The organism is Leptolyngbya cf. ectocarpi LEGE 11479 (genome assembly GCF_015207065.1).
GTDB classification, from domain to species: Bacteria; Cyanobacteriota; Cyanobacteriia; order Phormidesmidales; family Phormidesmidaceae; genus Leptothoe; species Leptothoe ectocarpi.
In genome coordinates, this window is sequence record NZ_JADEXP010000146.1 from 1 (window position 1) to 14,709 (window position 14,709).

The 14,709-nt window shown below is 46.0% G+C and carries 15 protein-coding genes; 11 read left to right on the forward strand and 4 right to left on the reverse strand.

Translation table 11 applies throughout. The annotated features are described in order from the left end of the window. The 11 genes from IQ260_RS16055 to IQ260_RS16105 all read left to right on the forward strand — a co-directional run. On the forward strand, positions 1-485 hold a 485-nt coding region (locus IQ260_RS16055), incomplete at its 5' end, for an SDR family oxidoreductase (RefSeq protein WP_193994118.1). Between the two features lie 101 nt (positions 486-586). Continuing rightward, positions 587-1,300 carry a rubrerythrin family protein gene (locus IQ260_RS31700; protein ID WP_193994119.1) on the forward strand — a complete coding sequence of 238 codons (714 nt, stop codon included), beginning with the start codon at positions 587-589 and terminating at the stop codon, positions 1,298-1,300. 225 nt (positions 1,301-1,525) lie between these two features. Further along, positions 1,526-2,269 (forward strand): SDR family oxidoreductase, encoded by a 744-nt coding sequence (locus tag IQ260_RS16065; protein WP_193994120.1) that lies wholly within the window; start codon positions 1,526-1,528, stop codon positions 2,267-2,269. Between the two features lie 179 nt (positions 2,270-2,448). Further along, on the forward strand, positions 2,449-2,874 hold the full coding sequence (locus tag IQ260_RS16070; RefSeq protein ID WP_193994121.1) for a DoxX protein: 426 nt from the start codon (positions 2,449-2,451) through the stop codon (positions 2,872-2,874). 22 nt (positions 2,875-2,896) lie between these two features. After that, the gene (locus IQ260_RS16075; protein ID WP_193994122.1) at positions 2,897-3,466 is read left to right on the forward strand and encodes an antibiotic biosynthesis monooxygenase; all 570 of its coding nucleotides are present in this window, start codon (positions 2,897-2,899) and stop codon (positions 3,464-3,466) included. Positions 3,467-3,553: 87 nt separating this feature from the next. Continuing rightward, entirely contained in the window at positions 3,554-4,183 is a 630-nt protein-coding gene (locus IQ260_RS16080; RefSeq protein WP_193994123.1) for an FMN-dependent NADH-azoreductase, read from the forward strand. Positions 4,184-4,238: 55 nt separating this feature from the next. Beyond that, positions 4,239-4,694 carry a DMT family transporter gene (locus tag IQ260_RS16085; protein ID WP_193994124.1) on the forward strand — a complete coding sequence of 152 codons (456 nt, stop codon included), beginning with the start codon at positions 4,239-4,241 and terminating at the stop codon, positions 4,692-4,694. Positions 4,695-4,757: 63 nt separating this feature from the next. Beyond that, on the forward strand, positions 4,758-5,804 hold the full coding sequence (locus IQ260_RS16090; RefSeq protein WP_228016172.1) for a cyclase family protein: 1,047 nt from the start codon (positions 4,758-4,760) through the stop codon (positions 5,802-5,804). A gap of 36 nt (positions 5,805-5,840) precedes the next feature. Then, positions 5,841-6,347, forward strand: coding sequence for a RidA family protein (locus tag IQ260_RS16095; protein WP_193994125.1), 507 nt, complete (start codon positions 5,841-5,843; stop codon positions 6,345-6,347). 88 nt (positions 6,348-6,435) lie between these two features. Beyond that, positions 6,436-6,840 carry a VOC family protein gene (locus tag IQ260_RS16100; protein ID WP_193994126.1) on the forward strand — a complete coding sequence of 135 codons (405 nt, stop codon included), beginning with the start codon at positions 6,436-6,438 and terminating at the stop codon, positions 6,838-6,840. 63 nt (positions 6,841-6,903) lie between these two features. Beyond that, entirely contained in the window at positions 6,904-7,308 is a 405-nt protein-coding gene (locus IQ260_RS16105) for a RidA family protein (RefSeq protein WP_193994127.1), read from the forward strand. Between the two features lie 41 nt (positions 7,309-7,349). On the opposite strand, the gene IQ260_RS16110 is transcribed toward IQ260_RS16105, so the two are convergent. The 4 genes from IQ260_RS16110 to IQ260_RS16125 form a co-directional block, all read right to left on the reverse strand. Next, entirely contained in the window at positions 7,350-8,705 is a 1,356-nt protein-coding gene (locus IQ260_RS16110; protein WP_193994128.1) for an MATE family efflux transporter, read from the reverse strand. Continuing rightward, positions 8,705-9,373 (reverse strand): hydrolase, encoded by a 669-nt coding sequence (locus IQ260_RS16115; RefSeq protein ID WP_193994129.1) that lies wholly within the window; start codon positions 9,371-9,373, stop codon positions 8,705-8,707. Before IQ260_RS16115 ends, IQ260_RS16110 begins: the two co-directional genes overlap by 1 nt. Positions 9,374-9,921: 548 nt before the next feature. Then, positions 9,922-13,536, reverse strand: a complete 3,615-nt coding sequence (locus IQ260_RS16120; protein WP_193994130.1) for an AAA-like domain-containing protein — start codon at positions 13,534-13,536, stop codon at positions 9,922-9,924. Between the two features lie 84 nt (positions 13,537-13,620). After that, on the reverse strand, positions 13,621-14,709 hold a 1,089-nt coding region (locus IQ260_RS16125; protein WP_193994131.1), incomplete at its 5' end, for an AAA-like domain-containing protein.

Genomic DNA, 14,709 nt, shown 5'->3' on the forward strand with positions numbered 1-14,709 from the left:
GTGTAGGAAAAGCCGCTCCCTTTAGACAGGTGACAGAAGATAGTTTTGATGAAGAAACGGCCATTAATTTTAAGGGAGTATTTTTTACCGTACAAAAGCTAGAGCCCTTAGTCAAAGACGGTGGTAGTATTATCTTGACCACAACCTGCCTCGATCAAAAAGCAATGGCCGGTGAGATTGTCTATTCTGCTACTAAGGCTGCAGTTCGCTCCTTAGCTCGTTCTTTTAGTGCCGAACTGCTGGATCGCAAAATTCGAGTTAATGCGGTAGCTCCTGGCCCTATTGAAACTCCAATTTGGAGCAAGATGAATTTGCCTCAAGAGGCTATGGAACAAGCAGCCCAGCAGGTGATTAGTCGAGTTCCGGTAGGCCGATTTGGCAAACCAGAAGAGATTGCCAAAGCAGTGCTGTTTTTAGCGAGTGATGATTCCTCCTTTGTCTTGGGTGAGGAAATTTTAGTTGACGGAGGCTGGGCGACATTATAAATTTTTAGCCCTACCCAGGAAGTGTCGTATGTTGGCTTAGTTCTTGCCACCATCAACATCAATCAACATCAGGATAATATATGTACATTTTAGTGTGAGCCATGGATTTAACCAATTCAAACACAGCCCAAAATCTATCTGAAGCCTTTGGCGGTGAGTCAATGGCAAATCGAAAGTATCTGTTCTTTGCCGAAGTGACTCGTCGTTTAGGGATGAGCGATCTCGCTAAACTCTTCAAAGAAACAGCTAATCAGGAAACCGAACATGCCTTTGCTCATTTTCGCCTCCTGCATCCTGAGCTGGTAGTTGAGGACACTGCCATGCTGAGCGAAGCCGAAAAACAGAAAATTGCGGCCCGGTGTCTGGAGCTGGCCATTGAAGGTGAAACCTATGAATACACCACAATGTATCCAGAGTTTGCCGATGCCGCTCGTCAAGACCGCGATAGTGATGCAGTCGCAGAGTTTGAGGCCCAGGGAAAAGAATCTCGACAGCATGCCTCTATTTTTCGTCAGGCTGCTCACAACTTTGGCTTACTCACCCGCATTGAACAGTATCATGCTCGCCGTTATACCGATGCTCTTCATGTACTCTCAGGTGAAGAGACTCAGTCAACAGTCAACAGTATCCCTGCGGATACACAGCTTTGGATTTGCCAGAAATGCTCGATGATTTATGACCCCGCTGTCGGGGACCCAGAGTCAGGCATTGCCCCAGGCACACCATTTTCTGGGATTTCTGAGGATTGGAGTTGCCCTATTTGTGGAGCCGAAAAATGTACCTTTATTCCTTATGTAGAACCGATAGCTGCTTGAGGTCAAACCACCATGATGTACTAATGAATATTGTCATTCCAAAAACTCACCTTTGCCAACTCTCAAGGTCGGGCTGATAGTGCTGGAAATGTTTGCTCCAATCATAGCATGCAGCTACTGCAGACATGATTGTCGAGTTAGCAGGTGATGACCACAGACAGCTTTTCTTAAAGCTAGAGGATCGTTAGAAACTGTAAACCCCTAATCAATAAAAGAGGAACAGAAATGAGTTACGACATTAAAGACAAGGTTATCTTGATTACTGGAGCAAATCGGGGTATCGGCAAAGTGATGGTTGATTCATTCATCCAGCATGGGGCCGCGAAAGTCTACGCTGCCGTTCGCACAATAGATAGTGCTTCTCCCTTAGTTGAACAATATGGCCATAAAGTTATTCCCATTCCCATTGATCTAGGAAATTCAGCCTCTATTAAAACCGCTGCAGAGAAAGCTCAAGATGTGGACGTGGTGATTAATAATGCGGGTGTGCTCAAAATCGCTACCCCGCTAGATACGGATGCTATTGATTCGCTCAAATTTGAGATGGATATCAATGTCTATGGCCTGCTCAGCATGGCTCAAGCATTTGCTCCGGTGCTTAAGGCAAATGGAGGTGGCGTTTTTGCTCAGCTTAATTCTATTGTATCGATGAAGTGTTTCTCTAACTTTGCGACTTACTCTGCATCAAAGGCAGCTGCATATTCTATTACCCAAGCCCTCCGTGAGCTTTTATTAGAGCAGGGAACAACTGTTTTAAGTGTTCATCCAGGTCCCATTGCAACAGATATGGGCGATGCGGCAGGACTTACTGAAATTGCAGACCCCCCTGCACTAGTACCAGAGGGCATTATAAAAGCTCTACAGGCTGGGGAGTTCCACGTTTTTCCTGACTCTATGGCCAAACAGATTGGCAGTGCTTACAATAGCTTTGCAAAAAATGTTGTTGAAGTGGAAATGTCTGAAGGATGATGCAGGCTAAAGCATTCTGCCGAAGTTAAACTGCCCACGTATGTGGCTCTGTGGCTCCGTAGCTCCACAATAAGTCTATGACATAGAACAAGAAAAGAGCATGTGCCTGCTATGGAGCCATACCAAAGGATAATGTTGGATTGCGGCTGAGATCAATTCAGTTAACAGAGCTATTTACCATGGGAAATCGATCATCTTTGCAGATCAGCTTAGCTATTATTCGCTTTAGCATTGGGCTATTTTTTGGGGTCTGGTCAATTGAAAAAATCATTCATCCAGAGCTAACCCAACAAGTGTTTGAGACGTTCTATAAAGTACAGATTTCAATTTCTCTATCTATTGGAATTGGTATTTTTCAAAGCCTGGTGATTTTAGTATTTATATTGGGTTTGCTTAAAACTTGGTCCTATGGATTGCTACTAGGAATGCATCTGGTCTCAACTCTCTCGACCTATGAGAGATTACTAAATCCCTATGAGCCTCCCAATCATTTATTTTGGGCTGGAATACCTGTACTAGGTGCAATCATTGCATTGTTTCTTTTACGCGACAGCGATCAGTTTATAGTAGTGAAGCTTCCTTCATCCCGGTCTTCAGCTTTGTAATGCAAAGGAGATAAAAGAAAATATGTCTCTCAATATATCAACGTCTACCCAAAGTCATCATGTAACGGCTGTTATTACTCACCGGGTAAAACCAGGCCGAGAACAGGGGTATGAAGAATGGATTAAGGGAATTTCAGCCGCTGCTAGAGAGTTTGAAGGGCATCTGGGGGTTAGCATTCTGCGGCCACGATCAGACTCGTCTCCAAATTATGTCATCGTGCTACAGTTTGATCATTACGATCATCTCGCGGCTTGGTTTAGCTCTGCAACGCGCAAAGAATGGATTGATCGAGCTGCTCCCCTAATTCGAGAGCAAGAAAGTATCCAAACGTTAACGGGTTTAGAGTCGTGGTTTCAACTACCCAAGCAGCCTTCTAGTAAAACTCCTAAGCGATATAAGCAGGCCATCCTAATCTGGGTGGCTGTGATGGCTGTGGCCCTCAGCATTGGTTCTTTAATCGATCCTGTTATAGAAAGGCTGCCAGGGTTGTTAGGGTTAGCGATAGATGTCGCTATCACTGTTTATTTTTTGTCGTACATCATTATGCCCAGACTAACTCACTGGTTTAAGGGATGGTTGTTTTCTCATTAGTTTTCTGATTTCTTTACCACTCCTATTGGATCTGAAACGCTACACTCACCCAACAAGTTCACCATAACGTTCTACTCTATACAAGTCATGACTCATCTTCTACATATTGATGCTAGCCCACGGGGTGATCGTTCCATTTCTCGCTCTCTGACCAAAGCGTTTGTTTCTGAGTGGCAATTAAAAAATGCTGACGCTACTGTCAACTACCGTGATCTTGGCCATTATCCAGTTCCCCTAATTACTGAAGCCTGGATCGCCGCCGTCTTTAGTGCCCCTGGCAGTCATACCTTGGAGCAAGAAATAGCCATCCAAGCTTCTAATGATCTAGTGGATGAGTTTTTGGCGGCCGATGCCTATGTGTTTGGGGTACCCATGTACAACTTCAGCATCCCCGCTGGTTTCAAAGCTTATATCGATCAAATTGTCCGAGCAGGCCGGACGTTTAGCGTTGATGAAAATGGATATAAAGGGTTAGTTCATAACAAAAAGCTGTTGATAGTTCTGGCTGAAGGTGGTAGCTACCGAGAGAGTAGCCCAACTAATAGTTACGATATGGCTGTCCCCTATCTAAAGCTCATTTTTGGCTTTATTGGCATTAAAGATATTTCTTTTGTAGCTGCGGATAATCTGATGGGGGGTGATGATGCACGCAGTCAATCGCTAGCTGACTCAAAGCAAGCGTTGCAAGATATTGTCGCTTTATGGTCAACCCCTTAATAGATCTGTAGAATACTTCAACAATATGCCATACCAACAATTCTGAAATCTCAATATGAACGGACGAAGCATCTATCTTTTAGCCGCCCTCGTAGGCGGGGCCGTGCTCCCAGTACAGGTCGCATTGAACACTCTGCTACGCCGCTATGTCGGTGAAGCAATGCAGGTTACCTTTATTTCATATCTGGCTGGTGCGTTAGCTTCTCTGGCTATCTGTCTATTGGCGCGGTATCCCTTACCGGCTGCCACTGCACTGACTCAAACATCCTGGTGGATGTGGGTTGGCGGATGTTTAGGTACATTTTATGTATGGTCAACAATCTTTGCAACGCCTAAAATTGGAGCCGCTCTTGCCCTTGCTCTAACCATTGCCGGTCAAATGATTGCCGCTCTTTTTTTAGATCACTATGGGGCCATCGGTTTGACTAAGCATACCGCCAGTCCGACCCGTATTGCAGGCGTTGTTTTGGTGGTTTTGGGGGTGTCTTTAGTGGGTTATACAAGGCAATAAAGAGAATCAACAACAACTTTGACGAAAAATAAACGTACAACAAACTCGCAAGGGGCATAGGAAATGCAACGTATGACGTTTTTATATTTAAGTGGAGTATGTGCTGTGTTGCTAGCCATCACATCATCCGCTTACGCTCATCAAGCTGTCGGTGAAAATTTGCAGGGCTCTGATAGTGAAACGATATCATCTGCTGGTGCCCAGCCAACCGTTGGGAAAAGTCCCTGGGGGCCAGATGATGAACTCGGACGTTTGAATCTGATGACGGACGAGTCTCGTGCGGCAGTGCTCTCACGAGTCGCCGGAGGCAACATGTATGACTTGGCAGAAGAGTATTTTATGGGAATGCCCGGATGGTTTCCCGCTGGCGACCCTCGTTATAACTTCTGGATGACCCATACACCTAGAGGGACGATCATTGCTGATCCAATGAATGTTGGTCAGGAAATGAACGAGCATGTGAGCTATACCGGCAGTGCATTTTCTATGTACTCGCACACTGGAACCCACATTGATGCGCTCAATCACTTTGGTCTTAATGGGGAAATTTATAATGGTTTTTCGGCAGAGGAGTACCAAGGTGATCACGGTTGGACCAAAACCGGTGCCGAGACGATTCCGCCCATCGTTGCACGGGGTGTACTGATTGATGTTGCTGCCTATAAAGGGGTTGCAGAACTTTCGCCCGGTTATCGTGTCGAGCGTGATGATTTAGTTGGGGCGCTAGAGAGTCAGCAGCTTGAACTAGCGGAAGGTGATGTTGTGCTCATTCGCACCGGTCGTATGCGCCGTTACGATGATACCGAAGCATATCTCGAAAATCCGCCGGGATTAGGCATGGACGGTGCCCGCTATCTTGTTGAGAGTGGCGCGATGATAGTTGGTGCAGACAATCTCAGCCTGGAGGCATTTCCATCAGAGGTGGAGGGCAATTATATCCCAGTCCATACTTATCTCCTGGCACAGCATGGTATCCCTATCATGGAATTGGTTTATCTAGAAGACATCTCGAAAGACAAGATCTACGAGTTTGCTTTTATTGGCGGTTCGTTGAGGCTACGAGGTGCTGATGCCGCACCGATGCGCCCAATAGCACTACCGCTTAGATAACACGACCAAACGTTATTTTTAGGAAGGCTTTTCTCAATGAAATCTCAACTTACGAGTAAATTCACCAGACTACGGATATCTGGTTTTCTGGCTGGACTGCTAGCTTCAGGGCTTTTAGTGGCTGCAGTTTCAGCCCATGAGGAATTCAAACGGGCTCTAAACCCGCCAGAGTTAGCAAACTCGTTGCAATATGGATATTCCCAGGCAACGATTGCAGCAGCGGACGCTAAACTTATTCATGTTGCTGGGCAGGTTGGGATTTCTGAGGATGGTCCTAATGACTTTGAAAGCCAGGTTGACCGAGCCTTTGACGCATTGCTCGCCACGCTAGATGTTGCGGACACAAATGCCGAAAATGTCGTCAAGATAACATTGTTAATCGTAGACCATGATGCCGAGAAACTTGCTTATCTTGTGGAAAAGCGTAAGGCTGTATTCGGTGATAACCCACCAGCTAGCACTTTGATCCCAGTACCGGTACTCTATGCCCCCGGAGTACTTTTCGAAATCGATGCTGTTGCTGTTGCTTCCGGTTCAATTTGATACTGTTGTTATGGGATAACTGGAATTTAGACACATACTCTTAAAAAGATTACAGGTAGTGTTTCGTCTAAACTTCAAAAGATAAAGTATGCAGATACAAAAACTAGATCACGTTGGTATTCGAGTGATGGATGTTGATAAATCTATGCAGTTTTACAAAACGCTAGGCTTTCAGGTCACTCGAGCAGATCACAAGGAACAAGTATTTGTGGTCAAACATCAAAGTGGCATCGAAATCAATCTAATTGCCCATGGTACGAATGACTATGGCAAGCAAAATATTCTCATGGATGTAGAAGACAAATATCCTGGCTATACCCACTATGCGATCGCAATAGACTCTATCGAAGATGCCAAAGCATTTTTTGAATCAATCAACATCAAAATCACAGGAGGCCCCGTCACGTTTGGCGATGGTAAAACGTCAATCTTTATCCGCGATCCGGACTTGAACGTGCTCGAATTTACCGAACTCCCCAAAATCGATTTTTAGACAGAGCGGATTTGATTCCTTGATTTACAGTTTGAATTATCCGATAACGCTTATTTTGGCTCTATGGCACTTACCAATTCTTCTGAACTCCCTGACTCCACAGCCTATGGATTTGCCCAAACGGGCATTGTACCGGGAGGAACCATACTGGTTTACATTGCTGGGCAGGGCAGCGGCACAACTGGCCCCGGCAATACCTATCCAGACAGCTTTTCTGAACAGATGGAGCAAGCATTTAGAAATTTAAAGAAAGCTCTGACTGCCGTGGGAGCAATCCCAGACGACGTGGTCAAAATCACCATTTTGTCTGTGGATCACACCGATGAGAAACTACAGCTAATCTCTGCTGCTCGTAGAGCATTTTGGCCAAACAAAAAACCTGCCAGCACCCTGATTCCGGTGCCGCGACTGGCCTCAACTGGAATGCTATTCGAAATTGATGCCGTTGCTGTGATTCCCAATCCCTGACGGTCTTTATCTCACAGAAGTATCCTCTCCTTAAGCGAGTCTTAATCGTCGCTCTCTCCTATGGGTTTAAATGATTGTTGACAGGTCTTTTGAGTCCATTTATAGGCTCCCACTCCCACCACTAAGTTAGCGATCGCAGCCGCAATAAAGATACCCGTTGGCCCTGCTAGGCGACCACCCAAGTATGCCAGGGGAATATAGCACCCAACCATGTGGGTAATCGTCATAACAATCGATGGGATGGGCTTACCCATGGCATTAAAGGCAGAACTCGCCACCTGTAGTAGGCCCGCCGCACCATAACTGATCGGCACTAGCCAGAGATATTGAGCTGCGATCGCAATGACATCGGGATCTCGATTGAAAATAGCCGCTAGCGATCGCGCCCCCAGACCCAACCCAATCGCCATGATTACACCCCAGATCAGACAAAAGCGAAATCCCTGACGCAGCGCTTGACGCACCCGTTCAAACTGTTGGGCTCCCCAATTTTGCCCTACAAAAGGTCCGATGCTGCTTGCCAGGGCCATAGCTGCAATCAAGGCTAATGACTCTACCCGTGACGCTAAGCCAAATCCAGCGACGGCAGCTGCTCCATAACTGGCTAAGAAGCTGGTAATCACTCCCATGGATATCGGGGTGATCATACTCGCTGCCGCTGCCGGTAGCCCCACTACCAAAATATCTCGCCAACACCACAGTGTTTCCTTTAGGCTGGGCAGTTGGGTAGAGAGCAGATTTTCTTTAAAGCGCAACACGGCTAGGGAGGCGACCAGTGTTGTTCCCTGGGCAATTACCGTGGCTAGGGCAGCTCCCTGTAATTCTAATCGGGGAAAGCCTAAATTACCGGAAATTAATAGGGGATCAAGCAGGACGTTTAGGGTAGCACCCAAGGTCATCATCAGACTGGGAACTAAGGTATTGCCCGCTGCCCGGATCACGCTGTTGCTTACCATAGGCACGACCATAAAGACGATACCGAGGTACCAAATCCGCATATAGTCGCGGATATAGGGCAGGGTTTCAGAATCTGCCCCCAATGCCTGAAAGAGAGGATCCAGGGTGAGCAAACCCAAGGCAACAAAGATAATGACAGCAGTGAGTGCCAGGGTAAGACTGTTGGTTGTAAAGCGCTGAACTTGACGCATATCGCCCTTGCCAATGGCCCGAGCAATCACAGACGATGCGCCAATACCGATGCCAAAAGCTAAATTACCGATGGTCAAAACAACTGGAAAGGTAAAACTCATAGCGGCCAACTGGGCTGTTCCCAGTTGGCCAACAAAGTAGGTATCTGCCACATTAAAACCAATCAAGGCAAACAGACCCCACACCATCGGCAGGGTCAGCTTTACCAAATGAGGACCTACAGGACCTTCGGTTAATTTATTTTTCACTAAGCGCCGACTTTAACAGGTTCAGGCGTAGGCACGCTGGGGGGCTGACCATGTACCATAGTGTAAGCGTACTCCACGCCCGTACCATAGGCTCCAGAATGCTCCTTAGCAATCTCGATAGTAGCGTTATAGGTTTCTTTGTGAGCCCAGTCGCGTTGAAACTCTAGCAAGACTTGTTGCCAGGTTACCGGCACAACACCCGCCTGAATCATCCGCTGCATTGCCATGTCATGGGCAACGGGAGAGGTACCGCCTGATGCATCGGCTACCGCATAAACCTCATAGCCATCACGAATCGCTTCCAAGGCTGGAAACGTAAGACATACTTCTGTCCAAAGGGCCGCGATCACCAGTTTTTTGCGGCCAGTGCGCTCAACTGCTGCCCGGCACCCCTCATCTTCCCAAGAGTTCATAGAGGTACGTTCAATGGGGGCAAGATCAGGAAACTGTTCTGTTAATTGGGGCCAAATATACCCACTAAAGCTTTTGGTCTCTACAGACGTGAGGATTGTTGGAACATTAAAAGCCTTGGCAGCTTTAGCCAATCCGACAGTGTTGTTAATTAACAGTTGACGTTCGATAGACGCAACACCAAATAGCATTTGCGGCTGGTGATCAATAAATAGAACAGCACAATTTTGTGGTGTCAGAAGCTCATGGATAGACATTTTTGAGTTCTCTTAAATTACAAGTAGAGTTAGCTCATCGACTGTTCTAATCTACAGGCCTTTTTGCCTGATTTTCTTTCACATTCTTGCTAAATGACAACAATCTTTCGCATTCTTGCGCTTTTTTAATTTTTCCACCTAAATCGTCTTACTAGAGCATGAACCGATTAGATAAAAAACTCCTCCATCAGTCGATTGAGGCATGAAAGACAGTCTATTTGTAGAGATGGACTCAGCTCTTTGAGTCAGCAGCATCTCCTTAAGATGTCGTATTAGTTTCCTCGTTGCCACTGCTTCCTGGCATTACGATAGATACTGTTTGCAGAACTTGGTTTGATTCCACCCACTGCTGAATCTCTATTCTGGCATCGGTTTCTAAAGACTCAAGATAGTTTAGGTTCTGTGCCAACCAGCTAATATCTCGCTCATCAGGATAACAACCCCGTCTGATAGCAGCTCTAAGATGAAGCAATGGTTCTGGCAGCATGTGGATAATGGTTCCTTGTTAGTAAAAAGCTTCTCTTAAATCTTGCTGGCATAGTATGACCTTAATCAATGTCTGTGCACAGCTGACGAGTTCTCTCGTCTAGGTCAGGATTTGTCCGCAGATAGTCCTGGACCCAACGGCACCCCTGACTGAGTAAACGATCAGGGTTGAGAGCTAGGTCTAAGTCGTTTAAGATGGTCACACTATTCATGCCAGTCCAAGCAAGTTGATGGCCATCAGGGTGAAAGGCAATCCCCCAGACCAAGTTTGACTGAGGCAATGCAGCCACCAGAGTCCCATCCCATGTCCAGAGCTTAAGAATTGCGTCTCGTCCACCGGAAGCAATCAGTTGTCCATCGGGGCTAATGGCCAGCGCTTTAATTACATCATCGTGGGCTTCAATCGTTCTTACCAACGTGCCGTCCAGGTTCCAGATTTTTATGGTTTTGTCTCCACCGGTTGAAAGCAGATGCTGTCCATCGGGACTAAATATTACCTGGGTCACCCAACCTTCATGTCCTTGAAATGTTTGCAACAGAGTTCCGTCTCGTCGCCAAAGTTTCACGACATCACCAATTCCTACGGGGGCCGCTATTAACTGACCATCAGGACTAAAGGCTCCTCTTCCACCATTTTTCTCACTTCCCTCCAAGGTTCTAACTAGCGTCCCTTTTGTATTCCAGAGTTGGATGGGACCACCCCAGGCTATCGACAACAGCAACTGACTATCGGGGCTAAACGTAGTCGCATACACTTGGGCATTGTCATTACCGATGTCTATTGTTTTAAGTAACGTTCCGTCTAACTGCCAGAGCTTAATCGTTTTGTCGGCACCACTAGACGCCATCAATTGACCATCAGGGCTGAAGCTAACTCCATTAACTCGTCCCTTGTAACCCATGTGCTTAATAGGGCTTTCAAAAATTTGTAATGGCTCACCAGTTGTCTGCCACAGCCTAGCCGTGTGATCCCAGCCGGCTGTGGCAATGCTCTTGCCGTCTGGGCTAAAGGTAACTTGGTGGGTTTCCAATGGATGTCCCAGGAACGTTAGCGGAGTATCTTTGATTTGCCAGAGTCTGACTGTGCGATCGCTACTAGCAGACGCCAAAAATCGACCGTTGGGACTAAACACAATCTGACTAATCCCGTGATTTTTAGGCGTATACAATTTTGGCAGCGGTGTCCCCTCAAGTGTCCAGCGCCGAATAGCACCATCGCTTACCGCTGCAACGACCTGGCCATCGGGACTAAATGTTACATGGGCACCGCCTCCTTCAAGGGTTTTTAACAAACTACCGTCTAAGGTCCAGAGTTTAATATTGTCCAAGCTACTCGATGCAATTACCTGGCCATCGGGGCTAAAGGCCACACCATTTACCCCTAGCCAATGTTCTTCTATGGTTCTGACAAAGCTGCCGTCCGAACGCCATAACTTGATCGTCTTGTCGTCACTGGCTGATACCAGGTATCGACCATCCGGACTAAGTTCTAATTTTCTGACTAGTTGACGATGCCCTTTAAGCGTATGAATTAGAGTTCCGTCAATTCCCCATATCTTGATGGTTGAATCAACACTCGCAGATGCAATCCGTTTGCTATCAGGACTGAACACCACCGACGTCACGTCATCCCCATGGGTTTCGATAGTTCTAACCAAGGTACCATCTAGAGTCCAGAGCCTGACGGTTTTATCGTAACTACCAGAGGCTATCAGTTGACCATTCGGACTAAAATCAACGCTTAAAACAATACTTTGATGCCCTCTTAAAGTGTTCAACAAAGTACCGTCTGATTGCCACAGTTTAATGGTGCTACTCGTACTGGCTGAAGCTATTATTTGGCTATCGGGATGAATAGCTACATCTTCAACCCCAGCCTGATGGCCTGATAATCGATTGTGCTCAGCGCCAGCATAAATTGCTTCTCGCAGTACTTGAGCGACCTTGAACTGCAATGCAGCACCGACGTTAGGCAATTCCCGCAGTTGCCTCATTGCTCGGGTCGCTTCGACGGTTGCAGCAAGGGACTGACTCGAAGCCAGCAGAGCCTCTGCAGAGGAAACGATGGCTTCAACCTCCCTTTTCTCTGCCCGATGCTGACTCTCAACCGCTCGCTGATATTGTAAAAAAGTTGTCCCCCCTAAGGTACTAGCAACGGCCAGTCCCACGCTTACAACAACGAGTAGCCATCGCTGGCGTTTGGCACTTTCTGTTTCGGCAGCAAGCCGGGCTTCGGTTTCCCTTGCCCGTTCGGTTTCTGCAGCTAATTGAGCTTTAACGACCTGCATGTGCTCAGCTTTGAGCTGCTGCTGAATCTGCTGCTGCTCAAAGGTCTGACTAGCTGCTAAAAACTGATAGTCTTCATGGCTCAAGTTATGCAAACTCGACCACATCAGGGCTTCTTGAAGTGCCTGCCCCCGCAGCAGTCGTGATTCATCTCGGCAGTCTGACTTTAGCCAAACCTTTAAAGCGCTGGCATAGGGCCGCAATTTATCTAACTGCTGAGCGACCCAAGTGCTATTAAAAATAGTCTCGTAAATGCGATTTCTCAAGGTCAGGGTTCCGTCCGCTTTTATGACTAACCCAGAGAGTAATAGCTCCATTTGCTCTGGGCTATTGTCTAGTATTACTGACCCTTTTACCAAAATAGATTGATACAAGCTCAGAAGCCGTCCTGCCCGGTATTCATTATTTAAGAGATAGTCTCGAATAGTCTTTAAGTGCTCTGGTTCATCCTGGCTTTCCCAATTTGTCAGAATATGGGTTTGAACTAGCTGATCGATGTAGCTAGAAGGTAGCCGTTGAAGGTTAGGTAATCTATCGTTGAGTTCTGCTGGTGAACCATAGAAACTGAGGTCTTGAGTCCCTATCCTTTGTTTCTGCTTGCTCTCACCTCTAGCGTCTTGCCATACCAATTGGCATAGCTTCTGCGATAAAAAAGGATGTCCACCAGTCCAGGAAAAAATCTGAGCCATGACAGCCTCTGGATTGCTACAAACTGTGGCTAATCCAGACAGCAAGGGCAATGCTTCATGTTGTTGAAAGCCTTCGAGGGCAATGGCTTGTCCTATATTGAAGGGTGTACGCTGGCGATCGGCGATTAGCTCTGAGGGTGTAGCTACACCAAATAGAGCTAAGGCTAAGCGCTGATAGTCACTGGACTCGGTGCGTCGGTTGTACCAGGCTCGAATCAGAGCAAAAAAGTCCTCAACTGAAAACCCCAAGCTCAGGACGCTATCAATCTCATCGATAAACAGAACAATATCACCCTGAACTTGGGTTAGGAGGACATGTTCTACAAAATCACCTAGACGCTTTACAGGGGAAAGATAGAGTCGCTGCCGCCACCATTCCCCTAGCTCCACGTCAAGGTTAAAACTATTTACCAAACATAGAGCAAGGCTGGCATACCACTGATCGGGGGTTAGATTACGAGTGCCAATTTCGGTAAGATCGATGACACCGCACTGAATACCCAGTGCCTGTAGACGGGTCGTTGTCCGTACTCGTAAAGATGATTTACCCATTTGGCGTGAGTTAAGCACATAGCAAAATTCACCCCGGCTCAAAGCACTTACCAATAATGCATCCGCTCTACGTTCAACATAGCAAGGAGCATAAGGGGCAAGACTACCTCCTACCTGATAGGTATGTATATTTGGTTGAGTAGCTGCCATTACTCAATATTTTGCAAAATTAACGCTCGCTGGCTTTGCTCAACTAAAATTAAAAGCTACCAATCTCTCTCTTAGTCTCTATGCTTAATTTATTGAACTAAGATGATTAGAAAAGTAGTTAGCATAGAGCTGACAGGAAGGTGAAATTCCATACTCATCCATTTTAATCAGCCCCAAGCTCTGTAGTTCAAACCTGAGCTTGGGATCTAGTTGAATGGGGTGAGGTGAAGTGACTATCTTTTTATAGGCTTGTACTAATCTTGGATACTGCTGAAGTGTGTGCCATTTTTGATGCAACATTTCTTGGTGTATGTTAGTAATGATAGCGTTAGAGTTGAATAGTTGTTCTAATGCTAAATTATTCTGAGAAAGATAGTGAAATGTACGTTTAATCAAATAAGGATTGCCACCTACTTGCTCCATTAAAATAGAAATGTAGTTGGGAGATTCCTCTTTCCAAGTATGAGATGATTCTATTAATGAATAACGACATGCTAACTCGTTAACTTGAGCTGGTGTGAACTCCGGCAAATCAATAGATAGCCCAACATTAAAGGGGGATTGTCGTGCTGTCAAAGGAATATAAACTTCAGTTGAATGCACGATAATCAATCGCAAACGCTGCCATATTTCACTATTATTTACTCCATATCTTGCTTTTTCATACCAAGAACGCAGCAACCCTAAAAAATCAGTAGCAATTTCTGGATATCGAAATACAACGTCAGCATCGTCAATAGCAAGCACCAGTGGCGATTTTAGTTCAGATAATAAATATCTTTCGAAATAGCGAGTGCTATTACTATTGCCACCAAATATATCATCCCAATGTTCTTTCAATTGGTCCGGTTGTCCAAGGCGATACGTTACATCGGAGCAAAACCAAGATAACAATCGATTTGGATTCTCAAATAGGCTTAAATTAGCTTGTCTCATACTCATAACAACTGTTTGATACCCTTGGGCTTGAGCATGATGTAAAATTTTAGCCATCAATGAAGTTTTACCCATTTGTCTAGGTGCTTTAATCCTAATTAAAGCACCTGGCTGCATAACAGTTTCATAACAGTGAGTTTCAATCGGTTCACGTTGTATATAAAAGTTTGACCCGATTGAAATTGGGCCTGCTGGCAATTCTAATATTGCCTTAGGCTTATATAAAGTTCTATTAGG

Bases quoted from the DNA above. Each gene is read 5' to 3' on its own strand.
- IQ260_RS16065 (WP_193994120.1), top strand. From the start codon at position 1,526: ATGAGTTACGACATTAAAGACAAGGTTATCTTGATTACTGGAGCAAAT.
- IQ260_RS16070 (WP_193994121.1), top strand. From the start codon at position 2,449: ATGGGAAATCGATCATCTTTGCAGATCAGCTTAGCTATTATTCGCTTT.
- IQ260_RS16115 (WP_193994129.1), bottom strand. From the start codon at position 9,373: ATGTCTATCCATGAGCTTCTGACACCACAAAATTGTGCTGTTCTATTT.
- IQ260_RS16085 (WP_193994124.1), top strand. From the start codon at position 4,239: ATGAACGGACGAAGCATCTATCTTTTAGCCGCCCTCGTAGGCGGGGCC.
- IQ260_RS16095 (WP_193994125.1), top strand. From the start codon at position 5,841: ATGAAATCTCAACTTACGAGTAAATTCACCAGACTACGGATATCTGGT.
- IQ260_RS16105 (WP_193994127.1), top strand. From the start codon at position 6,904: ATGGCACTTACCAATTCTTCTGAACTCCCTGACTCCACAGCCTATGGA.
- IQ260_RS16100 (WP_193994126.1), top strand. From the start codon at position 6,436: ATGCAGATACAAAAACTAGATCACGTTGGTATTCGAGTGATGGATGTT.
- IQ260_RS16080 (WP_193994123.1), top strand. From the start codon at position 3,554: ATGACTCATCTTCTACATATTGATGCTAGCCCACGGGGTGATCGTTCC.
- IQ260_RS16120 (WP_193994130.1), bottom strand. From the start codon at position 13,536: ATGGCAGCTACTCAACCAAATATACATACCTATCAGGTAGGAGGTAGT.
- IQ260_RS16075 (WP_193994122.1), top strand. From the start codon at position 2,897: ATGTCTCTCAATATATCAACGTCTACCCAAAGTCATCATGTAACGGCT.
- IQ260_RS16090 (WP_228016172.1), top strand. From the start codon at position 4,758: ATGCAACGTATGACGTTTTTATATTTAAGTGGAGTATGTGCTGTGTTG.
- IQ260_RS31700 (WP_193994119.1), top strand. From the start codon at position 587: ATGGATTTAACCAATTCAAACACAGCCCAAAATCTATCTGAAGCCTTT.